General features: G+C 54.7%; 19 protein-coding genes. 10 read left to right on the top strand and 9 right to left on the bottom strand.

Annotated elements, in window-relative coordinates; all coding sequences use genetic code 11:
• The first annotated feature begins 5 nt into the window (after positions 1-5).
• Positions 6-914 (top strand): stealth conserved region 3 domain-containing protein, encoded by a 909-nt coding sequence (locus NCG89_RS05610; protein WP_251088786.1) that lies wholly within the window; start codon positions 6-8, stop codon positions 912-914.
• On the opposite strand, the gene NCG89_RS05605 is transcribed toward NCG89_RS05610, so the two are convergent.
• From NCG89_RS05605 to nadC, 5 genes are all read right to left on the bottom strand, one after another.
• A complete protein-coding gene (locus NCG89_RS05605) occupies positions 905-1,723 on the bottom strand; it encodes a polysaccharide pyruvyl transferase family protein (RefSeq protein ID WP_251089344.1) in 819 nt (272 codons plus the stop codon). The two genes, NCG89_RS05610 and NCG89_RS05605, sit on opposite strands and share 10 nt — an antisense overlap.
• Positions 1,724-1,729: 6 nt before the next feature.
• Complete coding sequence (locus NCG89_RS05600; RefSeq protein ID WP_251088785.1) at positions 1,730-2,503, bottom strand: Stf0 family sulfotransferase; 774 nt, start codon at positions 2,501-2,503, stop codon at positions 1,730-1,732.
• Positions 2,500-3,585 (bottom strand): UDP-N-acetyl glucosamine 2-epimerase, encoded by a 1,086-nt coding sequence (locus NCG89_RS05595; protein WP_251088784.1) that lies wholly within the window; start codon positions 3,583-3,585, stop codon positions 2,500-2,502. The genes NCG89_RS05600 and NCG89_RS05595 overlap by 4 nt, the downstream gene beginning before the upstream one ends.
• 91 nt (positions 3,586-3,676) lie before the next feature.
• Complete coding sequence (locus tag NCG89_RS05590; protein ID WP_251088783.1) at positions 3,677-4,981, bottom strand: nucleotide sugar dehydrogenase; 1,305 nt, start codon at positions 4,979-4,981, stop codon at positions 3,677-3,679.
• Between the two features lie 498 nt (positions 4,982-5,479).
• Positions 5,480-6,328 (bottom strand): carboxylating nicotinate-nucleotide diphosphorylase, encoded by an 849-nt coding sequence (gene nadC, locus NCG89_RS05585; protein WP_251088782.1) that lies wholly within the window; start codon positions 6,326-6,328, stop codon positions 5,480-5,482.
• 412 nt (positions 6,329-6,740) lie between these two features.
• Between nadC and NCG89_RS05580 the strand changes: the two genes are divergently transcribed.
• The 4 genes from NCG89_RS05580 to NCG89_RS05565 all read left to right on the top strand — a co-directional run bounded on the left by NCG89_RS05580 (position 6,741) and on the right by NCG89_RS05565 (position 11,623).
• On the top strand, positions 6,741-9,119 hold the full coding sequence (locus tag NCG89_RS05580; protein WP_251088781.1) for a DUF1631 domain-containing protein: 2,379 nt from the start codon (positions 6,741-6,743) through the stop codon (positions 9,117-9,119).
• Positions 9,120-9,297: 178 nt separating this feature from the next.
• The gene (gene ampD / locus NCG89_RS05575) at positions 9,298-9,846 is read left to right on the top strand and encodes a 1,6-anhydro-N-acetylmuramyl-L-alanine amidase AmpD (RefSeq protein ID WP_251088780.1); all 549 of its coding nucleotides are present in this window, start codon (positions 9,298-9,300) and stop codon (positions 9,844-9,846) included.
• 3 nt (positions 9,847-9,849) lie between these two features.
• Positions 9,850-10,701 (top strand): regulatory signaling modulator protein AmpE, encoded by an 852-nt coding sequence (gene ampE, locus NCG89_RS05570; RefSeq protein ID WP_251088779.1) that lies wholly within the window; start codon positions 9,850-9,852, stop codon positions 10,699-10,701.
• A 13-nt stretch (positions 10,702-10,714) separates the two neighbouring features.
• Positions 10,715-11,623, top strand: coding sequence for an ROK family protein (locus tag NCG89_RS05565; RefSeq protein WP_251088778.1), 909 nt, complete (start codon positions 10,715-10,717; stop codon positions 11,621-11,623).
• Here NCG89_RS05565 and NCG89_RS05560 read toward each other — a convergent pair whose 3' ends face one another.
• Complete coding sequence (locus tag NCG89_RS05560; protein ID WP_251088777.1) at positions 11,624-12,178, bottom strand: cob(I)yrinic acid a,c-diamide adenosyltransferase; 555 nt, start codon at positions 12,176-12,178, stop codon at positions 11,624-11,626.
• A gap of 235 nt (positions 12,179-12,413) precedes the next feature.
• Here NCG89_RS05560 and cobU point away from each other — a divergent pair, with 235 nt between their 5' ends.
• From cobU to cobC, 3 genes are read left to right on the top strand one after another with little or no spacing between them, the layout of a single operon-like run.
• Positions 12,414-12,932, top strand: coding sequence for a bifunctional adenosylcobinamide kinase/adenosylcobinamide-phosphate guanylyltransferase (gene cobU / locus NCG89_RS05555; RefSeq protein WP_251088776.1), 519 nt, complete (start codon positions 12,414-12,416; stop codon positions 12,930-12,932).
• A gap of 1 nt (position 12,933) precedes the next feature.
• The gene (cobT, locus tag NCG89_RS05550; RefSeq protein ID WP_251088775.1) at positions 12,934-13,980 is read left to right on the top strand and encodes a nicotinate-nucleotide--dimethylbenzimidazole phosphoribosyltransferase; all 1,047 of its coding nucleotides are present in this window, start codon (positions 12,934-12,936) and stop codon (positions 13,978-13,980) included.
• The gene (cobC, locus tag NCG89_RS05545; protein ID WP_251088774.1) at positions 13,980-14,588 is read left to right on the top strand and encodes an alpha-ribazole phosphatase; all 609 of its coding nucleotides are present in this window, start codon (positions 13,980-13,982) and stop codon (positions 14,586-14,588) included. Before cobT ends, cobC begins: the two co-directional genes overlap by 1 nt.
• Before the next feature lie 839 nt (positions 14,589-15,427).
• Here cobC and NCG89_RS05540 read toward each other — a convergent pair.
• The gene (locus NCG89_RS05540; RefSeq protein ID WP_251088773.1) at positions 15,428-15,757 is read right to left on the bottom strand and encodes a hypothetical protein; all 330 of its coding nucleotides are present in this window, start codon (positions 15,755-15,757) and stop codon (positions 15,428-15,430) included.
• Between the two features lie 187 nt (positions 15,758-15,944).
• Here NCG89_RS05540 and NCG89_RS05535 point away from each other — a divergent pair, with 187 nt between their 5' ends.
• Positions 15,945-17,606: an alkaline phosphatase D family protein gene (locus tag NCG89_RS05535; protein ID WP_251088772.1), complete on the top strand. Its 1,662-nt coding sequence runs from the start codon at positions 15,945-15,947 to the stop codon at positions 17,604-17,606.
• 10 nt (positions 17,607-17,616) lie between these two features.
• The gene (locus tag NCG89_RS05530; protein ID WP_251088771.1) at positions 17,617-19,878 is read left to right on the top strand and encodes a metallophosphoesterase; all 2,262 of its coding nucleotides are present in this window, start codon (positions 17,617-17,619) and stop codon (positions 19,876-19,878) included.
• A 117-nt stretch (positions 19,879-19,995) separates the two neighbouring features.
• Here the strand turns inward: NCG89_RS05530 and NCG89_RS05525 are convergent, their stop codons facing one another.
• A complete protein-coding gene (locus tag NCG89_RS05525) occupies positions 19,996-21,606 on the bottom strand; it encodes an eIF2A family protein (RefSeq protein WP_251088770.1) in 1,611 nt (536 codons plus the stop codon).
• Between the two features lie 132 nt (positions 21,607-21,738).
• The gene (locus tag NCG89_RS05520) at positions 21,739-23,193 is read right to left on the bottom strand and encodes a cobyric acid synthase (protein WP_251088769.1); all 1,455 of its coding nucleotides are present in this window, start codon (positions 23,191-23,193) and stop codon (positions 21,739-21,741) included.
• Positions 23,194-23,673: the final 480 nt, after the last annotated feature.

Here is a 23,673-nt window from a genome sequence, read left to right as displayed (position 1 = left end):
CAGTAATGCAGGTGGATGTTGTCTACACGTGGGTTAATGACAAGGATCCAAAATGGATAAAAATGCACGAAGCTGAATCGGAGCGTTTAAGTTCCGATATCGCTTGGCACAGAAGCGTTAATTCAAGTGCTCGGTATTCAAACAGGTGGGAAATATTCTATTCGATACGTTCATTGAAGAAGTATGCCGACTGGATTGATAAAATATACATAGTGACCAACTGTGATGTACCGAAAAGAATTCTTGATCTTGGGGTGGTGGTTCCTCATGAAGATATTTTTCCAGACGTGAATTGTCTCCCGAGTTTTAATTCTCGAGCTATCGAAAGCTGTCTGCATAGAATTGATGGGTTGAGTGAGTATTTTTTATATCTAAATGATGATGTTTTTTTTGCATCACATTCAACGATTGGTGATTTTTACTCTAACGATGGCGTGGTGTCAGTCTTTCCATCTAAGCACGATATAAAATATGATGGAAATGGCCTCAGGCCTGTCGATTATGGTGCGATAAAGGCAGGGTTAGAGATTGAGAGGAGGTTTAATTTTAGACCTGTAAAGAAACTTCATCACGCACCCTTTGCTCTTAGGAAGTCTGTTCTTTTTGAAATTGAAAAAAATTATGGCGAAGAGGTGGAGGTTACTAGGCTAAATAAGTTTAAGCAAAAAGACGACTTTCCACTGGCGACTACTTTTTTTGCATATTATGCGATTGCTACTGATTTTGGTTGCGAAAAATCATGTTCATGTAGATATATCGATATTGGTGACGTTAAGTGCTTTGCTCTTCTGACTTATATATTTTTTCGCCTAAAAAGGTATCAATTTATCTGTTTAAACGAAGTTTTCCCGATGAAATTTTTCTCTAAAATTAGGGATTTGTATTTGTCGGTTTTCATGAGGCTTTACTTTTGATTTTTAAATTTGAATGGGCATGACTTTTTGAGGTCTTCTTGCAGTCGCTCAATTTTTTTTCTTTCTGGCAGAGTTGAGTGTTTCCTCAGTATCGAGGCGGCGTTTGCTATGCTTATTTTTTCAGAGAAAATTTCCGGCGTTGATATTTCTATTCCGACCGATTCAAAATAGTCAAAAAATTTTGAATCGTCGCCGTATAGGTTGTCAGAGAATTTTATCCATGCTGACGGTATATTGTAAGCGTGTGCGACTATAATTCCATGCAGCGATGAAGAAATTATTTTTTTGCATGACGCAATTTCTAGAGTTGTTTTTTCGATGTCATGAGTTTGTAGGTTTATTATTTTTATCGACGGGCTTGATATTTTTGCTTTAACTAGTTCAAAGTCCACATAATGTGGGATGATTCCGATTTCATATTTTTCGCCTTTTTCGGGCGCGCTAATAAAATTTGGCAATAGTAAAGCCGGGTCTCCGAAAATTTCTGGAACCTCATAACCAAGTGATAAGAGGTGATTCCTGGAGCGGGGGCCTCTCACGGCAAGAAATACACCCTTTTCTACTACGTCTTCTTCGCTGATTATTCCGCTTCCCCAAACTACCCAGTTTCTCTTAACCTGATTCAGGATGCTCCCAACCGTTACATAAACTTTTTTGTTAAATAGAAATTTTCTATTCTTTGCTGGGTGCCATCTAACTTTCCGTCCTGAAATTTTTTCGGATAGGTACGGGCCAATTAGATCTCCATAGTTTTCGTGATTGCCTGATTTTAATTTTATCGGGCTCCACCAGTATAAATTTATTTTCATTTTCAATTAAGAAATTGATTTCCAGCGGTTGAGTGTCCATCCGCTTTTGGCGGCGCGATGTTGGTGGTCTAGTAAAAATTTTTCATACCACTCATTGTTAATTTCGTCGGATTGAACCTTTGTTGTGGTTGCTTTATGTATTTTGTTTGTTGGTTCGGCTTGTCCTGTGAAGCGATAAATTTTATTTAAATTGCATTGAATGTTTGATATTAGATCGGAATATTCGATTTCAATATATTTTTGAGATCGTGTCTCAAGGAGATATTTCCAATTTGAGTTTTCGGAGTTTATCGATTTTAGATTTTGTAATATTTCTTCAAAGTCATAATTCAAAGTTTCTGATAATTTTTTTTGGCTCGCTATCCACTGACCAGTTTGCCTTGCAATGGATAGCGATATTGCTTGTTTTAGAAGTTCTTTTCTTCGTAATAAAACAAAATGTGGATTGGGGAAAAATTTTACTAAATTGTCAAAGCCGCCGAACTGTTTAATATGTGAGTAATGGATTTTGATGCCAAATACTCCATTTTTGGAGGTCCGTATTCGGAATAGCTCATGCATTAATTCCTCGAAATTAGCTTTCTTAGTTATCTCTTTCCATTTTTTAAGGTTTGCTGTATTTGCATACTCTAAAGGAAATCCAAAATCACGTGTTTCGTACAGTGTATGCCCTAGCATATGGCTTCCACTTCTGCCGGTAGAAGCTATTATTAATGTCTTGGTGGTTACCGTCTCTGGGAAGTTGTGTTTCTCAGAAAATTGATTTAAATACAGGTTCATATGCTAATCGCCTTTAGTTGAAAAGCAATTTTTTTACTTGGAGAGTGTGACGACGATAGTGGTAATTTATCATGCTGCTTGTAGTTATAAAAAAATGAGAGGACCACGTTTTCATTAAATTCACTGATAACGCAATTCTCGCCAAGCCCTTCTTGACGTTCGGTTGCCTTTCTTAGCAGTAAAGTAGGCTTTCCCAGATAGGCACATTCTTCCTGATTGCTTCCTCCATCGCTAATTACAAAGTCGCTGTGTTTGATTAACTTGATAAACTTGAAGTAATCGTAGCGTTGACGCAGTTCAATGTTTGAGTTTTCGGCTAGGCGGGCATATAAATGAAATTTTTTAAGCTTTATTTTCGTGGGATTATGAAGAATAAAAACCAGCTTGATATTTTGTTTCGCTAGTAGCTCAATCAGTTCAATTGCCCTTGTCAGAGCGCGTTCATTGCGAATGTTTTCAAATCGGTGAAGCGATACTACCGCGTATGCCTCTTGTGGAATGTTGACGTCGCTATTATCTATGTTTGTTTCAGCGAGGCGCAGTGCATCTAGCAGGGTGTTGGCACCTGTGTTGATTTTGGTGCCCCTGTAGGTTGATAGATTTGCTACCGCGTTCTCATCAGGGCAGAAGTAGTAGTCCGTCAGGCGGAAGACCATAACGCGGGTCAACTCCTCGGGAAAGGGATGGAACCAGTTGTGTGACCTTAAGCCGGATTCGATATGGCCAACTTTTAAGCGAGCGAACTTTCCCATTAGGGCGCCCAAAAGCGTTGAAAATGTGTCGCCATGGACAAGAACAATTCCTTTGCTGTATTCGCCAAAAATTTGCCGCTTTTTGAATAAGGTAGCTAACAGTATTCGACTTGCCCATATTGCCATACTGATAACGGAGGTTATATCTTTGCCAGAGTAAAGAGTGTAATCTGGTCCTCTTAGGCCGAAGTTTTCCAGAAGCTCGGTCATGGTATCGCGGTGTTGGCCAGTGGAGATGAACCGATACGGAATGCCCTGTGCATTCAGTTCAGTCATGACAGGCGCCATCTTGATAAGTTGTGCTTTGGTGCCAAGGATTATCTGAATCACTTGTAGTCCTTGTATCTCAGTATTCGGTAAGTGGCGCTTCTTGGGGCGCGTATGGATTTTGTTGAGCTTGTCCGGTGATCGAGCTGCTTATCTACGCAGAAATGATGTGTGCTTCACGTGGCAGACGATTCCGTGTATCGATCACCAATTTGCTATTTTGGGTGATCAGTGGGTAGTCAAAACTGTCGTGCTCAGTAATCAGGATTGCGCAGTCATATTTCCGAAGGTTTTCTGGCGTTATCTCAATTGATTGCATATCAAAGGCATAATCCCGCTTCTTAGGAAATGTCGGCACATGAGGATCACTGTATTCAACGATAGCGCCCTTGGCTTTTAGTTGGGCAATGATTTCCACAGCGGGAGATTCGCGGGTATCGCTGACGTTTTTTTTGTAGGCTAGGCCAAGCACCAGAATTTTGCTGCTTTTGATCGGCTTGCCGTGTTCATTCAGCGCGTCGGCCGTTTTTTGAATGACGTAGTCTGGCATGGCGCGATTGATTTCACCGGCCAGTTCAATAAAGCGGGTGTGAATGCCGTATTCCCGAGCTTTCCAGGTAAGGTAGAAGGGGTCGATGGGAATGCAGTGGCCGCCCAAGCCGGGACCGGGCGTGAATTTGGTGAAGCCGAAGGGTTTGGTCGCTGCGGCGTCGATGACTTCGTGAATGTTGATGCCCATTTTATCGGCCACCACTTTCATTTCGTTAACCAGGCCGATATTGACGGCGCGGTAGATGTTTTCCAGCAATTTTGCCATTTCGGCGGTTTTGGTATTGCTGACCGGAACGACCTGCTCAATCACGCTGCTATACAGTGCTATACCTGCCTGTAGGCAATTTTCAGTTTCGCCGCCGCATATCTTGGGTATGGTGCGGGTGTTGTATCGACTGTTGCCTGGGTCTTCCCGTTCGGGTGAGTAGATCAGGTAGAGGTCTTCGCCAATGTTAAACCCGCGCTGTTCAATGCGGGGTCTGAGAACTTCGCTGGTGGTGCCGGGGTAGGTAGTGCTCTCAAGGGAGACGATCTGGTGTTTTTTCAGAAAGGGGCAGATGCCGTTAATGGTGGCAGTGACAAAGCTCAGATCGGGTTCGCGGGTTTTATTCAGCGGTGTGGGTACGCATATGATGAGGGCGTCGAGGGTGGCGCTGGCTTCATAGTTGTTATGTACCTGAAAGCCATTTTTTACTGCAGCAGCGATCCGTTCTGCAGAGATGTGGTTCAGGTAGCTGCGATTGGTTGCGATGGCTTCGCCTTTTGCCGGGTCGGTGTCGAATCCGCTGACTCGGTAGCCTGCCTCGGAAAAGCTCAGTGCTAGGGGCAGGCCGACGTAGCCAAGGCCAAATACGCCGATGTGAGCGGTTTTGGAATGTAGTTTGGAGATTGTATCGTCGAGACTCATTCGTGCATTTATCCAGCGCGACTACATAGTTCGGTTTGGATGATAGCAGGAAGATGATTCATAGGCGCTAGGTAAGCAGTCGACTTGTTTAATTAACGAGGTAACTCTTCTGGATCCCCGCTTTTGCGCACTGCTGTCCGGAATCATTTTTATGTCGTCATGCTCGCGAACGCGGGCATCCAGAAACCCCGGCTATGTTAGCAAACATACTGGATACCCGCGTTCGCGGGTATGACGATATTTCGGTAACCCCGCTGGCCGGTCGTACATTCAGGCTTTGGTAAAGCAAGTCTCGCCCCCCTGCAGATGCGGTTTGCGCCCACGGTGTAAAGTCCTTGCAAGCCGTGGCTCAATTTATTCTGGATTGTAGTGCGCGTTCGCGGGTATGACGCACAGAGGCTAGCGACTGAGAGCAGGGTGTGTTTTGAGGCAGTCACCGCAGTTGAGCTAAAGTCAGTACTTGTTGGATGCTCTTATCCGGCGCGGTTCACCTTCTTCTCAGGCAATCTGCAGTCGCATCGAAAGATCAACGGCCTTGGCATGCTTGGTCAACGCCCCAATCGAAATATAATCCACTCCGGTTTCGGCGATGGGCACCAGCGTTTGGTTGTTTACATTGCCCGAGGCTTCCAGTTTTGCGCGACCACTGGTGATCTCTACTGCGCGGCGCATATCCTCAAGGCTGAAATTATCCAGCATAATAATGTCAGCACCGGCATTCAGTGCCTGGTTCAGCTCATCAAGGTTTTCCGTTTCCACTTCCACCGGCTTGTCCGGGGCGATCTGATGAGCGGCGGCAACGGCGGCGGCGATTCCCCCGCAGGCGGCGATATGGTTTTCCTTAATCAGGAAGGCGTCGTAAAGGCCAATGCGGTGGTTATGGCAGCCACCGCAGGTAACGGCATATTTTTGGGCGGTGCGCAGGCCGGGAATGGTTTTGCGGGTGTCGAGCAGCTGCACTTGGGTATGGGCGACTAACGCGGCGTATTCGCTGCACACGGTTGCGGTGCCGGACAGCAGTTGCAGAAAATTCAGCGCGGTTCGCTCGCCCGTGAGCAGGGCGCGGGCGGGGCCGCTGAGTTCAAATAGGAGTTGATCGGGGGCGACCTGGTCGCCATCGGCAACGTGCCATGTCAGCGCTACCCGGCTATCGACCTGTTGGAATACCTCGTTCACCCAGTCAACGCCGCAGATCACCGCGGCCTCGCGGGTGATAATTCTCGCCTTGGCGCTGTTGCCCTCGGGGATCAGCATGGCGGTGATATCGCCGCTGCCAATGTCCTCTTCCAGTGCAAATTTCACAGACTCGTAACGATCTTTATGTAGCATTGCTTCAATAATGGGCATTTTTCTCGTTCCGGGGGCTAGAAATCGATAGGAGCGGTGCGTATTCTAGACTGGTTATGGGTTTCATGGCTAAGTTTTTGATTGTGCAAGAATGTTCCGCGAGGCATGTGTTGCGGCGAGTCACAATCAACACAGGATTCGGCCGTTTGATCTGCTTGGGCGGGCTCAGATTTGTGATCTGTGCACGTAAACCTAAGTAGATTTAACACTGTCGCCGCAGGACGCGCTCATTGTACAAAGTATAACAATGAATGGGGTGTGTTTTTGCTGGGCGCGGGCCTACTTATTGCATCACTCCAAAAAAGACAAAATATGGGTTGGGGTATAGCTAAACCAGGTTGCGCGGAGTAGGGCGTAGTGGAAATTGCGTCCGGGTCTGCCAACGGGTTGGGCTGCGAAATTGTGAGAATGTATGAGTGAGAATCCCAAAGTCGTAAGCCTGCATGGCAACCGACAGTCCGGCGTGGGGCAGGACGCGGCATTACCGGCGGCCATCGAGGCATTGCGTCATAAGTGTCAGGCCGTGTTGGTCGGGCAATTTGCGCAGGCCCTGGACGAGCTGGACGACAATCTCTTCGAGCTGGCGGACGAAGCCAGCACGGCGAAAGAGCAGCAAACCTTTTTTGAAGCAATGCATGAACTTCGGGTTCGCCGTCAGGAGATGGAGGCGCGCTTTGAGGAGCATTTGCTGGGTGCCTATCAGCGCATGCTGAATGCTGCGCCCCAGTCTGCTACCGAGCGTGGTGAGGCGAAACTGAAGGTGTTGGAGTCCGACGCACTGGAGGAGCTGGTTGCCCTTGAGGGAATGTCCAAAAAGGCTGAGCGTCGTTTTTTGAAAGAGGTGTGGGTGTTGTGCACCGCCTGGCAGCACTGTGTTGGCGGTGAAGTGCCATCGGCGAGAGACTTGCCCATGGGGCCTGCGAGTATCTCCCGGGCACTGTCCATTGCGCTGGAAGGGGTAAAATTCGATATCAAGCCCAAGCTGGTGTTGCTCAAGCTATTTGAGCGTCGGGTGATGGAAGGCTTTGGGGACATGGTCGCCCAGTTGACGCCGATCCTTGAGGCCCACGGGCTGCCGTCGGATGCCACACCGCCAGTCGCCAAGGCCAAGCCCTCGGCAGCACCTCGCAGACCCGCTCAGGGCGGTGACGCTGGTGCCGAGCAGCATAACGAAGCCGCTACCCACCCCGCTGATGACCTGAGTTCGGAAGCCAATCACCTGGCTAATCGCTTGTTCGATACCCTGGAGCAGTTGCTGGGCGGAGAGGGCCATTCCGGTCGCAGTGAGGGGAGTGTGTTGTCAAAGCCATCGTTGATGGTGGCCTTGCAGGACATGCAGAACGAGCAATATGCGCAACTGAACTTGGGCGGTGTTCGCGGTGGTAACAACGGCGGCGCCAACCCAGATCTGGTGCAGCACCTCATTGGCCGCTTGCAGCAGGTCAACCGGGTATCGCCCGCCGATGCCTCTGCGCTTTCGGTGCAGCGGGATCGCGACACCATTCAATTTGTTGGCACTCTGTTTCAGTACATCCTGGAAGGGGATGGCCTGTCGGACGATTTGAAGGCGGTGATTGCCCGCTTGCAGATTCCGATTCTCAAAATGGCCATGCTCGACAAGAACTTCTTCAGTCATGACGAGCATCCCGCCCGCAAGTTACTCAGTGGTTTGCTCAGCGCCAGTATCGGCTGGGAGCCGACTGGTGCGCTGGAGAAAGACCCGCTTTACAAAAAAGTGGATGAAATTGTGATGCGGGTGCTGCGCGACTTTGGTGTGGACACGCAAATATTTGTCGACGCCTACGAGGAGTTCCTCTCCTTCAGCGAGCGGGATCGACGGCGGGCCGAATTGATGGCCAAGCGCGCGGTAGATGCGGCTGATGGCCGGGCCGTGGCTGAGCAGGCCCGGGGTTATATCTCTGCCTATCTCGATCAAAAATTGTCCCAGGGTCGATACCCGCCGGTCGTTGCCAATATTCTGAAAGAAGGCTGGAGCAAAGTGCTGTTTCTCAGTTTTGTGCAGCACGGCCGCGACAGCGAGGCGCTGGCGAGCGACCTGAAGATCGCCGAGCGTTTGTTGTGGAGCGTCGATGTGGTCACCACGCCGGAGCACCGGGCGGAGCTGATTGACGCCCTGCCGGGCCTGGTGGAGTCGCTGCGTGATGGCTTTAATCGGGCCTCGCTGAGCGCCTTTGAAACCAGTCAGTGGTTTGAGCAGCTCGAGCGCTTGCACCTGGCCAAACTCGCCAGACCCACGGAACCGGTACGGGCCGACGAAGTGCCCCCGTCGAGCGAGCAAACCGAACTGAGCGCCCTGGATGAGGGCCTCGCGGTGGGCCTGGGTGAGGTGCAGAGTCCGCCCGTTGCGATAGACGATGCTGATGAGGCGGACGCTGCTGATGCGGCAGATGTTGCCGTTGCGGTAAACGAAAACACCGACGAGGAAGTGCCGGCGCCGACTGAAACGGAGCCAACAGCCCCGGTGTCTGCGGCCGCTGATGAAGAGGTGCAGGGCAAAATTGCGGCCCTGCGCGTGGGAAACTGGGTCGATTTTCGTCAGTCGGATGGCAAGATGCTGCGGTGCCGTCTTGCGGCGGTGATCAACGGTATTGGCAAATATATCTTTGTGAATCGCGCCGGCATCAAAGTGGCCGAGTTTGATAAGGCGAATCTGGCGGAAGCCATTTCCCAGCAGCGTCTCTTTGTGATTGAGGATGGTCGCTTGTTTGATCGGGCGCTGGAGTCGGTTATCAGTAACCTGCGGGATATGAAAGACAAGCCCCATCACTAATGATCAGCGGTTCGCCTTCGGACTGCTGATCATTTGTCGGCGCTACGGCGCCTATGACCTGCGCGATATACCTCTGCTGCCACCTTATCCCCTTTCGCGGTATTGATGCCGCGTGTTAACGCTCGCGTTTCCCGAACCCGCTGCTACACTGGGGCTGTTTGCAATGTTTGGCGCCTCTATGTACTCGATTGATCAATCTTCCTGGCTGTCGGCGGCGCGGCAGTGTCCCTCGCCCAACCATAATGAGCGCCCGCCGGGCGAACAAATTGACTTGCTGGTCATCCACAATATCAGTTTACCTGCAGGCCATTTTGGCACTGGTAACGTTGAGGCGTTATTTTGTAACCAGCTCGATTGCGGCCTTCACCCGAGCTTTGCCGATCTTCGCGGCCTGACGGTCTCGGCCCACCTCTTTATTGATCGCCAGGGGAACATTACCCAGTTTGTGCCCTTCGATAAGCGCGCCTGGCATGCGGGTGAGTCGGTGTTTGACGGCCGCAAGAACTGCAACGATTTCAGCATCGGCATTGAGCTGGAAGGCACCGATACCTCGCCCTATACCGAGGCACAGTACCGTGAACTTTGTGCGGTGACAAAAACCCTGCAGTGCTATTATCCGGGGATTTCTGCAGCGAGAATTGTGGGGCATAGCGAGATTGCGCCCGGCAGAAAAACAGATCCAGGTCCTGCCTTTGACTGGGCCACCTACAAACAGTCGGTAGCATAAAACATGGAATTTCTGGCGATTTTGGTTGCATGGGCAGCCGTACAGTTTTGGGGAAGCGGCGGCAATATTCAGCAGGACGGCTGGTTGCGGCGGGTGTACGGTTTTTTTGCCTGGGCGCCCGGTCCCCAGTGGCAACTTGGTTTGACGGTGCTGGCGCCGGTATTGGGTGTGCTGCTCGTGCTCGGCCTGCTCGACGATTTTCTGTTTCATATTCCCGCCTTTGCGATCGCGGTGGCGGTACTGCTGTACAGCCTGGGTCGCGGCGACTTCCAGATACTGTTGCGCCTTTACCTGAACAGTTGGCAGCGGGGAGATCTTGAGGGTGCCTACCAGCATGCCCGGGGGTTCAGCTGTGAAGTGGGGGGAATGGAATCAGACAACGCCCTGCAGTTGCACAACAATGTGCGCAAGGCGGCAACCTATCAGGGCTTTGAGCGCTGGTTTGCGGTGGTTTTCTGGTTTGTTCTGGCGGGGCCGGCCCTGGCGCTGGGCTATCGTTTGCTTTTTATCCTGCTGCGCGAACCTTATCTTTCTCAAGCCGAGCGGGATACCTGCAACCGGGCGCTGTATTTCATGGAGTGGTTGCCCGCCCGCTTGCTGGCCCTGGCCTTTGTGCTGGTGGGTAACTTTGACCGCGGTGTTGCCGGCTTTAAGGCGGCGGCAGATATGGAAGGCAGTGCCGAGTTTTTAGATCAGGTTGCCGCTGCGTCGATTTCAGCGACAGTGCCCGAGGGGCAGGTCGATGGCGAACACTTTGTTGCCGCCGCGGCGGAACAGCTCGAGTGCGTGCAGCAACTCCTGTCCCGCAGCCTGCTGTGCTGGGTGTTTTTTATCGCGATGCTGCAGCTTGTCTAGCATGCCGGCAGCAATGCGCATTGGAATAGACCTGGGTGGGACCAAAATTGAAGGGGTGGTGCTCGATGCGGCCGGCGAAGTCTGTTGTCGCCATCGGGTAGCAACGCCCAAAGCCGCTGAGGCCGCAACGGCCACTACCAACGCATCTTATCTCGCCATCCTCAATGCCATCGCTGAGGTGGTGGCCGTACTCGAAGCCGAAGTGGGTGATCAATGCCCGGTGGGTATTGGTACACCCGGGGCGGAAAGTCGCCAGAGCGGCCTGATGAAAAACTGCAACACTACCTGTTTGAATGGCATGCCGCTGCGAGAAGATCTGTCCCGGCGGCTGGGTCGCCCGGTTGTTATTGCCAATGATGCCAATTGCATGGTGCTTTCGGAAGCGGTGGATGGCGCCGGCGCCGAATTTGAGAGCGTTTTTGGCGTGATACTGGGCACCGGTGTCGGCGGTGGCTGGGTGGTGGGTCGGCAGTTGCTGACGGGTGTAAACGCGATCGCCGGGGAGTGGGGTCACAACGTGTTACCCGGCGTGAATGAAGGCCGGCCCTGCTATTGCGGTCGCCAGGACTGTATCGAAACGTATCTGTCCGGGCCAGGGCTGCTGCGCAGCTTTCAGCTGGCCGGGGGACGCGCCGACAGTGCGGCAGGAGTCGCGCAGCTGGCCCGAGACGGCGACACTGTGGCCACCGCAGCGCTGGATCAATACTGTCAGCGCCTGGCACGGGCGCTGGCGCAGGTGATCAATATCGCCGATCCGGAGGTGATTGTGCTGGCCGGCGGCGTTTCAAATATTGCCGAGCTTTACCAGCAAGTGCCGGCCTACCTGAGCCAATGGGTGTTCTCCGACAGCTGTCTCACGCCCCTCCGACAAGCCAAACATGGCGATTCCAGCGGTGTGCGCGGGGCGGCTTGGCTGAACTGATCAGCGTTTGTCTGCTTGAACCCACAACACTTCTTGACCACCGTCGCGCCGGGCCAAGGCGCGCGCCAGCACAAACAGGAGGTCTGACAAGCGGTTGAGATACTGCCGGGCGCTCAGATTAATGTCTTCGTGTTTGCTTAAACTCACCAGGCAGCGTTCGCCCCGGCGACATACCACCCGGGCCAGGTGACACTGTGCGGCGGCTTTGCTGCCGCCGGGAAGAATAAAGTTTTTCAGCGGCGGCAGATCTTCGTTAAGGTTGTCCAATGAGGTTTCCAGCTCGGTCACTCGCTGCTCGCTAATCATGGTATAGCCCGGTACGGCCAGCTCGCCGCCGAGATCGAACAGGTCGTGTTGAATGCGTGACAGTAGTTCTTGAACGTCATCCTCCGGCGCCAGTTCTGCCCGCAACACCCCGATATGGGAGTTAATTTCGTCTACGGTGCCAATGGCCTCCATGCGCAGGTGGTCTTTGCTGATGCGCGAGCCGTCGCCAAGGCCGGTGGTACCATCGTCGCCAGTGCGGGTGTAAATTTTGGAAAGTCGGTGACCCATGTTGTCTGCAGTCCTCTTTTCAGTGGCCTCATAGCCAGTGGCGCCACATGGCGGGAAATGGTATTCCCGCCCCGGCCTCTAGTAGAATGCAGCCGGTACGCCACGGTGTGTCCGTTTGTGTTTTTGCTCCGCCAACGCCAGTCAGGACTAAGTCCTTGGGTCGTCGGGAGCGGCAGGAGCCAACTATACGTCAGAACAGCGGCCGCTTGCAGCGCCGCCACGGGGGAAAGCGTCGTTGCTTGAATTTTATCTGGGCGGGGCCCGCTCCGGCAAAAGTCGTTGCGCCGAGGCCAGGGCAATAAGCCTGAGTCAGCGGCGTACTTATATTGCCACTGCCACGGCGGGCGACCCGGAAATGGCCGCGCGGATTGCCCACCACCAGACCCAGCGGGCGGGGGATGGCTGGCGCACGGTGGATGCGCCAGAGGCCCTCACCGAGGCTTTGTCGCGAGAAGCCCAAGAGGGCGGTGTTATTTTGGTGGATTGCCTTACCCTGTGGCTCAGCAACTGGGTCTGCAAGGAGGATTCCGCTCAGTGGCAGGTCGTGCGCGAGGCATTCCTGGCGGCCCTGCAAGGGCTCCCCGGCGATGTGGTTCTGGTGAGCAATGAGGTGGGCTGCGGCATCGTGCCTATGGGGGAATTGAGTCGCCGCTTTGTGGATGAGGCGGGGCGGCTTCATCAGCAAATTGCGAATATCGCTGACCGGGTGGTGTTGGTCACGGCGGGAATAGAACAAGTCTTAAAAGGAAAGTGAAGTGACAGTTTGGTATGAAGTGGCTGCCCCGGAGGCAGATCCCGATATTCGACAGCAGGCGATTCAGCGACAGAACAACCTCACCAAACCCAAGGGCGCGTTGGGGCGGTTGGAAGACGTGGCCATTCAAATGTCGTCGCTGCAGAAAACCCTGAGCCCGAAAGCTGATACGGCCTTGATCGCGGTGTTCGCCGGTGACCACGGGGTGACCACCGAGGATATCTCGGCTTACCCGCAGACGGTCACCGCAGAAATGGTGCGCAATTTTGCCAATGGCGGTGCGGCGATTAGCGTGTTGGCGCGTTCGCTGGACATCCCCTTTAAGGTGGTTAACGTGGGTACCGTGTACGCGCTGGAGGACCTGCCCAACGTGGAAGATCACCGGGTTGGCGCTGGCACCCAAAACATGTGTGTGACCGAGGCGATGACCCTGGAGCAGTGCGAGGAGGCCTTTGCGGTAGGTCGCGATGTGATCGACCAGGCCGGCGACATTGACGTGTTTATCGGCGGCGAAATGGGTATCGGCAACAGCACTGCCGCTGCGGCATTGGCGGTCGCCCACACCCGGCTGTCAGCCACGGCGATGGTTGGGCGGGGCACCGGCATCAGCGATCAGGTGCTGGCCAAGAAGGCGGCGGTGGTGACCCGGGCGATGTCGCGGCACTTGCCCCACATGAAAAACGGCGTTGAAGTGCTGCGCCGTATTGGCGGTTATGAGATCAATGCGCTGGCTGGCGCCTATATCCGTGCAGCCCAGAAGGGCATTGCGGTGTTGGTCGACGGTTACATCTGCACGGCAGCGGCTATTTCGGCAGTAAAAATTAACCCCAGCATTCGGCCCTGGCTGTTTTTTTCCCACTGCTCGGCGGAGCCCGGCCATAAGCGGCTGCTCGCCAAGATGGAAGCGGCGCCCCTGTTGGAGCTGGATATGCGCCTGGGCGAGGGCAGCGGCGCGGCGCTGGCCTTTCCGATTTTGCAGGCGGCTTGTCGCCTGCAAAAGGAGATGGCCAGCTTTGACGAAGCTGGCGTCAGTCGGGGCAACGACTGATGGCCGAGGTGGTACGCACGCGGATCGACTTGCTGCGCCACGGCGCGTGTGAGGGCGGTGAAATCTTTCGCGGCAGCACCGATGTTGCCCTCAGCGAGTTAGGCTGGCAGCAAATGTCCGAGCGGGTTGCCCAACTGGATGGTAGCTGGCAACGAATCATCACCTCCCCCCTGCAGCGTTGCCGGCGATTTGCCGAGCGCGAAGCCGAGCAGCGCAGCCTGCCTGTCGATACTCGAGACGATTTTCGGGAAATGCACTTTGGTGACTGGGAAGGTCTGGCCCACGATGAAGCCCGCAAGCGCTTTCCTGACGAATGGCGCCAGTTCTGGCAGTCACCCGATATTGCCAGCCCCCCCAATGGTGAGGCGATGCCGGCGTTCTGCGAGCGGGTTACCCGCGCCCAGCGCGACTTGGTTGCTGAGGTAGAGGGAAAACACGTGTTGCTGGTCGCCCACGGCGCAGTGATTCGGGTGATGATTTGCCATTGGTTGGGTATGCCGATGGGTGCGATGACCCGCTTGTCAGTCCCCTACGCTGGACTGAGCCGGTTTGAGATTTTTCATCAGCCGGGACGACCGGATTGGGTGCAGTTGGTGAGTCACGGGTAGGTTTGCTTGGTGGGAGACGCAGGACGGGAGACGGGAGACGGGAGACGGGAGACGGGAGACGGGAGACGCGAGATGCGAGATGCGAGATGCGAGATGCGAGATGCGAGATGCGAGATGCGAGATGCGAGATGCGAGATGCGAGATGCGAGATGCGAGATGCGAGATGCGAGATGCGAGATGCGAGGCGCAAGACGCGAGATGCAGGATGCAGGATGCAGGACGCGAGGCGGGCTGCCGTTGCTCCGACGGCTTGGGCGGAGGTTGACCGGGATGGCAACGAAATACAGTGTCGTTCCGGACGCGCTGTTTGCGAGCCGGAACCCAGTGGGGTTGGACTTTTACGCAGCTGGACCCCGGCCCGGGGGGCACTACTGTCCGGAATCATTTTTATGTCGTCATGCTCGCGAACGCGGGCATCTGTAGACTCAGCTACGTAAGCAATGTACTAGATACCCGCGTTCGCGGGTATGGCGATATTTCGGTAACCCCTGGTCGGCCAGAGGGGGTACTGAGGGTGCAATTGTCGAAAGTATGTGCCATCAGACAAGGGCTCGGGTAGGCTTTTTCCCCCCTTGAACTCGCCGAGCATCGCTGAGATCCAAAGGGAGGCTTTTAGTCAGGACTGTTTGAGCCGCAGGCCGTTTGGCTTTTGCTCCGTTGCCCGCAACTACTTGTTTCGCTTTTTATCGCTCAACCTGCCTGTGCACTGCGGTTGATTCGGGTTTGCGACCCTTAGCCTTCGGGCGGCTCGAGGCGTCCAAGTGTCAGGCCTTTGCCGGGGACGAAAGTCGGTTGTTGTCTTTGCGTCTCCCGTCTCCCGTCAAGCATCTCCCCGTCCCTTAGGGTTTGCGAACGTCCGGTGCGGCAATTGCCTGACTACCGGTCACCATCCACTTACCGCTGCGATTTTCAAACTGATAGCGGGCGTGGTGTACCTGGGTTTCTCCCGCTTCAAATTTGCCAAAGCTGCTCTTGTATTGCAGGTACTCGATATTAAAGGGTTCCAGCTTGCGCAGCTCGACAACGGTGTCGAAATCCTCTGGAAAGTACAGCTCGACATCTACCGTCGCGGTGCCCGACGCGCCATCGCTCTGTTTGCTGTTTACCAGCACGCTTTTGACCTCGAATATCGCCGGCTCGGCCAACTTGCCCAGGTTTTCCCGCAGCAAATTTTCGACCAGATAATCTGTGAAGGGGATTTGCTTATTCCCGCATCCGCTGAGAACGAGACAAGAAAAAACGATAAATGTGCCGAACTTCCGCAATGATGCCATTAATGCTGCACGCCTTAATAAAAATGTCATGGCCGGCACGTATTCTCGTGCACTTAGCCACCAAAGTGAGAGTTTGTGTTCCGTGCAGCGACGTCATTTCTTGCAGTACTTCAGCACCGCCGCCGTTGCGGTCCCCATACTGACAGCCTGTGGGGGTGGCGGCAACTCCTCCGGAAGTGCCGGTAGCAGTGAGCCTGGATTGAATCGCGCCGACCTCGGACAAACCACACCCAATTTGCGTTTTCTTCATGGCGTGGCCAGCGGTGACCCCCTCGATGATCGGGTCATTCTCTGGACCCGCGTTACCCCTGAGCGCGACGATCTCAGTTCGGCCGCGGTAGTGTGTGAGATTGCCGAAGACGCCGACTTCAGCAGCCTCGTGTTATCGGAGGTTCTCACCACCGGGCCAGAGCGGGACTTTACGGTGAAATTCGATGCCGCTGGCCTGGCGCCAGATCGGCGCTATTGGTTCCGATTTATGGCGGGCGACAGCGTGTCTCTGGTAGGGCGTACCCGCACTTTGCCGCAACCGGGGCAGCCCGCCGAGCGCCTGCGCTTTGCTGTTTGTTCCTGCAGCAGCTATCCCCACGGCTATTTTTCGGTGTACCGGATGATTGCCGATCGCCGCGATCTCGATTTTGTCATGCATCTGGGCGATTACATCTACGAGTACGGCGACGGGCAGTACGGTGACCACCCCGAGCGGCCCCTTGATCCTCCCCACGAAATTATCGTGTTGGCTGACTACCGTCGCCGCTATGCCCTTTACCGGCAAGATGAGGATTTGCAGGCCGCCCACGTGATGCATCCTTTTGTCACGGTGTGGGATGACCACGAGTCGACCAACGATTCCTACCGTGATGGGGCAGAAAACCATAACCCGGGTGAGGGCGACTGGTTTGAACGCAAGGCCCAGGCCATTCAGGCCTATTTTGAATGGATGCCGATCCGCCCGCCGACCGAGGCCGAAGACAGTATTTATCGCGCCTTTCAATATGGCGACCTGGCTGACTTTATGATGCTGGACACTCGCCTGGAAGGCCGTGAACAACAGTTATCCAACCCGCTGGACCCAGCGCGCAGCTCACCCCGGAATCTGCTTGGGCAGACCCAAAAGGACTGGTTTAAACACAAGCTGGCCACCGCCCAGGGGCAGTGGAAGTTTGTCGGCCAGCAGGTGATGTTTGCCCAGTTGCAGATACTGGAATTGCAGCGCTTGCTCCCGGGGGTGCCCACCAACGAGTTCAGTCCCTTGATTGCCATCAACATGGATCAGTGGGACGGCTACCCCACCGAGCGGGAAGAGATTCTCGATTTTGTCGGCGATGAAGGCATCGACAATCTGGTGATACTGACGGGGGACATTCACAGCAGCTGGGCCAGCGAGTTGTATCAAAATCCGGCGGTGCTGACGGCCGGTGTGCTCAATTCACCGCTGGGGGTAGAGTTTGTTGCGCCCAGTGTGACGTCTCCCGGCTTTCCCGACGGCGCTGCTGAGCTGGTGTCGGCACTGTTACCGGTAGTGAACCCTCACATCAAATATACCGATCTGAAAAACCACGGCTTTATTTTGATTGATGTCGACCGCCAGCGAACCCAGGCGGAATACTACTACGCCGCCAGCATCGACGACGCGGCCCAACGCGGCATCGCAATGAGCAAGGTCAAAACCCTGGCGGTCTCTTCAGGTAGCGCGCGGCTGCGCGAAGATACGCCCGTCTCCCGTCCCAAATCGACTCTCTAGAGGTAGTTTCATGTTGTCCCTCACGGTGTTGTTAAGAAGTGTTCTGTTGACCAGCCTGCTGGTGCTTACCGCCTGCGGTGGCTCCTCCGGTGGTGGCAATGACAACGGCAATCAGAATGAACAGCCCGATGATGGCTCGGGCGGCGATGGCTCGGGCGGGGACGGTTCAGGTGGTGATGGTTCAGGTGGTGACGGCTCCGGTGGTGACGGTTCAGGTGGTGATGGCTTGGGTGGCGATGGTTCGGGTGGCGACGGTTCAGGTGGTGATGGCTCGGGTGGCGATGGTTCAGGTGGCGATGGCTCCGGTGATGATGGCTCTGGTGGGGACGGCTCTGGTGGGGACGGCTCTGGTGGGGACGGTTCAGGTGGTGATGGCTCGGGCGGCGATGGCGAGCCCCCGGTTGCCAGCCTCGGGATTGTGCTGATCGGCGATAGCGGCAGTGGCAGTCAGGGCGCCTATGCGGTGGGTGAGGCGGTACGCCGGGTGTGTCAGGTTCGTCGCTGCGATCTGGTGTTGGGGCTCGGCGATAATATTTACGAGTCTGGGGTCAGCTCCGCCTTCGACCCCCAGTTCGAAGAAAAATTTGAGTTGCCCTTTGCGCCAATTGAGTTGCCCTTTTATATGGTGCTGGGCAATCACGACAACAGCGAGTTTTTTGGTGGTGATGGTGCCGGTAACGCCAATGGCGATTTCCAGGTGGACTACCACTACCGCCGTAGCGATGACGAAAGTGAAGCCCGTCAGACGGAGCGCTGGCAAATGCCTGCGCGTTACTACCGCTTTACCGAGGGCGAGCTAGATGGCCGCCCACTGGTGGAGTTTTTCGCTATCGACTCTAACCAGGTTGCTGGCGGCTTCCCCGACAGTGACGAAAACTACTCCTATAACAACTATGGTCTGGTTCAAGCAGAGTGGCTGAAAGCGGCGATGGCCAGCAGTACCGCCAAATGGAAGTTCGCTTTTGCCCACCACCCCTATCTGTCTAATGGTACTCACGGCAACGCGGGCAATTATGACGGGGTGCCCAGTTTTATCGCGCCGGTATTGGCCGGTGAGCGTTATAAGGCGTTTCTTGAAGAGACCATTTGCGACAAGGCGGATTTCCTGTTCGCCGGTCACGACCACGACCTGCAGTGGCTGATGCCCACCGCCGATTGCGGCAAGACGGGTTTTATTGTGTCGGGCGCCGCCAGCAAACAGCGTTCGCTGGAGCGACGGGATAACAACCCGGTGTACTACGAAAAAGGCGATACCTACGGCTTTATCTGGCTGGAGGTGAGCGGTGACACCCTGAAAGGGGAGGTGTTTGAGGTTGATCCCAACCGCGCCGACCTTGGTCTGGGCGATCTGGAAGACCCTCAACCCACCTTTGTGCGGGAGATGACCCAGCGCGCGCCGGTTGGCTTGCCAGAAAATGACGGCTTTACCAGCCCGCTTACCCCGGAGCCAGGCTATGACCTCAACGCCCAGGAGGGCAACCTCGACCCGGTGCAAAGCCAGTTGCAAGATGGTCTAACCTTACTGGCTGAGGCGCTGCCTGAGGAAAATTCTGCCGCGCTGATCAGCGCGATTGCGCTGTCCAGCGCAGCCCTACTGGAAGTCGCCGATGCGCTGCTAAGTGGTGCCCAGAATGCCGCCACAGAACAGAACCCAGAGTTGGCCGTGGCCGGTTCTGCCCGGGCCTACCAGTCGTTATTGTTCGCCCTGCAAAGCCTTCGCGAAGGGATTCCAGCCGGAGAGGGCGGGGACATTCCCGCGCCCTTCGACCAGCTTGCCGCCGCTTTGGATGAGGTGCTGGAAAGCAGTGGTGACAGCGAGTCAGGTGATCTAAGTCAGCTCACCGCCCCCCTCAATGCCCTGGTACTCAATCTGCATAATGTGGTTGACGCGATTGAAGAGGAAGGCCAAGTGGTGCCGGTGGTCGGCCCGGCCCTGTCGATGTTGTCCGAGCTGGTGTTTGACGTCACCCGACTCATTGATGCCGTTGGCAATGTCGACAGCAGCGAGGTTGGCCAGGTACTGGTCTCGACCATCGATGACCTGCTGGCCAATCTGCTATTGAAGGTTGTCCCCATTGAAGACAACGCGCCGGGGGAAGTGAGCGAGACCATCGGCCTCGGCCCACAATTTATCAGCAGCGGGCTATTGGCCGTGGTGCGGGAAGTGACCTTTATACTGGATGGTACTGTACTCAGTGCCTTGCAAGGGCTGCTCGGGCTGTTGCCGCCGGATCTGGTCGATAGCCTCGTTGATGGATTGATTGCCGAGTAGAGTGGTGGTGTTCAACAGGGTGAAAGTGACGAAGGCCACTGCTAATCGGGTCTGATTAACAGAGGCCCGATTAGCAGTGGCCTGATTAAAAGGGCCTGATCGGATTGCTCGGTGCTCTCAGGAGTCAGGGATCAGCCAGTAGTCGCGATCAAAACTATCGCCTGCGCCCTTATAAATAGACAGCGTGGTCCGCCGATCGAGTTCGAAGAATCGATACTCCTGCGTCTCCAGGGTCATGGCGTTTTCTCTCCTTCGAGCAAATAGGGTATCGCTGCTGGGGAGCCACACCAAATCCATCACTTCACTTGGTGACGTTTCAACAATCGCTGGAGTCAGGTCTGTATCGCCGCTGCCGTCAGCATTCGCGGCCAGGAAATGCTGATTGTTGATTTCGTAAAGTAGATAGTTGCCGCTGTTGGACCACTTGAAATTGAAATCGATGAAGTCCTCACTGTCGTTGTTGCGACTGACTTTCCTGAAACATTTCTTGGCAGTGTTGGCGATATAAATGCTGCCCTGGGTGTCGCTGGGGTCAGCATGAAATGCCAATCTTGTCCCATCGGGCGACCAGTAAAACTCTCTGATATCGCGAGCCGGTGGCAGATAGGGAGATACCTTTTGCGGGACTTTACTGGAATCTGAAAAGTTAACGATCTCAAGCTTTTCTTCTGCATCTGAGTTTGATGTGGAAAAAGCGAGGATGGGTTGAGCTGGCGACCAGGCATATTCCATTACGCCGACACCCTTCGTTGAAACCACCGCTATGCTCTCCTCGGCAGTGACATCGTAGACGGATAGATGGAAGCTGTCATAGGTGTCGAAAAAGCGGGTGACCTGAAATGCGAGTAGGTTGGCGGCGGGTGACCATTGCAGCTGAGCTGGCTCTTTGATTTCGGATGCGCCGACTTCGGTCGATAATTCGGTGTCGAAGTCGTAGATGAAATTAATGTGCCGAGGCCCCTCTATGAAGAGATCTTTTTGGTAGGCGACGTAACGTCCGTCATATGAAAATGCGATTGATGAAGTAACAAAGTACGGACTGGTTTGCCCCTCATCGGGCAGCGAAAATTCAACCAGTTTTTCTCCCGTGGTGGAAAATACGGTAATCAAATAGCGCGTTACGACTGCCAGCTTTGCGCTGTCAGGAGACCAAACAACCTCCGGATAACTGTTGGAATTGAGCGGTGTGATAGCGCCGCTGTGTCGATCAATCAAACGACTACCACTTTGCCCTCCGTCAATAATGTAGCGGTCGTTCGGTGACCAACTGCGAATACTGGAAAGTGAGGGGCTCGAGGGTATTGGTGCCGCTTCGCCGGTGAGCAGGTCAAAAATTTCGAGGTCATTTTCCTTGCCGAATTCCCATGCAGCTGCAAATCGTCGACTTGGCGAAACGCTATATGAGAGATCGTTTGGCCTGCTGATCAATTCTTGTTCGGTGCCGGACGCCAAGTGATTGAGCAATAGCGCGTTGCCATTTGCATAAAGTATCGCGCCGTTAATTGCCCTGAAACTTTCTTGACCTGACAGCGTCCCTGCCAGACAGCTGGTATTGGTACCACTTTCCTCGACGAATGTATTGTTCTGTCCTGTCGAGCCTCCGCTTCCATTCCCACCTCCGCCCCCACCGCACGCGGCAAGCATTAGGGTCAGCAAAACAGAAAAATAGCGGAGGTAAGAGGGGATAAGGATTTCTATTGGTTCAGCGTGGCGAGATGGGACTGGCATAGGTGAGTCTCTGGTCTTCCTGAATTTGATATGGCCGATCAACAGGGGGTTGAATCTGCCGCCTTCCGATAGCGAGTATTGCCCACAAATTGAAATTATCTGGCGAAGTATAGTGGGGGAATTTATTTTTTGTCAGTCTATTTCCAGCCGGGAGAGATCGATATGTTGCTCCAGACAGTCGGCTAGCCGATTGAGGTTGGACTCAATCTGGCCGTCGTAATCCATTTCGGTGATGGCTTCGGCGCCGGCCCAGGTCAGCAAGGCGCCTCGGGCCTCGCTGTGGTCAAAAATGCCGTGTAAATAGCTGCCCAGAATCTGGCCATCGGCCGAAACCGCGCCGTCCTTGTGACCCCCCAAATCGATAAGCGGGGTTTCCAGTGCGGGGCCGCGGCTGCGGCCGGCATGGATCTCATAGCCTTTAACGGCATCGGTGTTTTGGCTGACCCGGCTGTCGCAGAAGTGCCCCGCTACCTGGCGCAGGATTTTCTCGGCGGCCAACGTGGTGTCAAAGTCCAGATAACCCAGCCCTGGTGTTGTGCCGGCCGGACCTTCAATGCCCTCGGGATCATGGACGGCGGTGCCCAGCATTTGAAAGCCGCCGCAGATTCCCATCAATTTGCCGCCATAGCGCAGGTGGCGCTGTATATCGCTATCCCAGCCATTCTCCCGCACAAAATCCAGATCGCGTCGGGTCGATTTACTGCCGGGCAGAATGATCAAATCGCAGGGGGGCAGGGCCTGGCCCTTGCCGACAAACTGCAGATTAACCTCTTCAGATAAACGCAGGGCGTCAAAGTCGGTGTGATTGCTGATTCGCGACAGCACGGGTACCACCACATTCAAGGTGTTAATGCCCCGCCGCTGTTGGGTGCTGATGGCGTCCTCGGCTTCAAGGTGGAGGTCGTGCAGGTAGGGCACCACGCCGATCACCGGTTTACCGGTGCGCGCCTCCAGCCAGTCCAGGCCCGATTGCAGCAGGGCGATGTCGCCGCGAAAGCGGTTGATAATAAATCCCTTTACCCGCGCCTGTTCGGAAGGGGATAGCAGTTCCAGTGTGCCAACCAGGTGGGCGAAGACGCCGCCCCGGTCGATATCCGCAACCAACACTACCGGGCAATCCACCGCCTCGGCAAAGCCCATATTGGCGATGTCGTTTTCGCGCAGGTTAATTTCAGCCGGGCTGCCCGCACCTTCTACAACCACCCATTCGAATTGCTCGCGGAGCCGGGTGTGGGATTCCAACACGGCATTCATGGCGCGTTTTTTGTAACCGTGATAAGCCGCCGCTTCCATATTGCTGAGCGCTTTGCCGTGGATAATTACCTGGGCGCCAGTGTCGCTGTTGGGCTTGAGCAACATCGGGTTAAAGTCGATGTGAGGCGCCAGGCCGCAGGCTCTGGCTTGCACGGCCTGGGCGCGACCAATCTCGCCGCCGTCGGCAGTAACCGCACTGTTCAGCGCCATATTCTGAGGTTTGAACGGCGCGACTTTGTAGCCCTTGCGTTGCAAGACTCGGCACAGACCCGCCACCATGACGCTTTTACCGGCGTCGGAGGTGGTGCCTTGGATCATCAGGGTTTTGGACATGGGACTTGCTCTTGCTCCGGTGTTAATAGTCGCTATTTTTGCGTGTTGTGGTACTGGGCCCCGGCTCGGTGGCCGGGGCGACGATGTTCTGAGAGGGACGCTCCCCTTTGAGCCTGCCAGTTTGCGCTCCCGTCCTTCATACCACCACCGTCATCCCGGACTTGATCCGGCATCTCATACCACGGTGTTCAAATCTGACCACCTCGAGCCGGGTTACTGCTCGGTTTTGCCAGGCCGGGCCCACTGCTCAATTTGTTGATGGGCGCTATTTTTGCGTGTTGTGGTACTGGGCCCCGGCTCGGTGGCCGGGGTGACGATGCTCTGAGAGGGACTCTCTCCTGAGAGCCTGACAGCTTGCGGTCCAATCCTTCACACCGCCACTGTCATCCCGGACTTGATCCGGCATCTCATACCACGGTGTTCAAATCTGACCACCTCGAGCTGGGTTACTGCTCGGTTTTGCCAGGCAGGCCGTTCTCC

The organism is Spongiibacter taiwanensis (genome assembly GCF_023702635.1).
GTDB classification, from domain to species: domain Bacteria; phylum Pseudomonadota; class Gammaproteobacteria; order Pseudomonadales; family Spongiibacteraceae; genus Spongiibacter; species Spongiibacter taiwanensis.
This window is presented reverse-complemented; position numbering and strand designations above follow the sequence as displayed.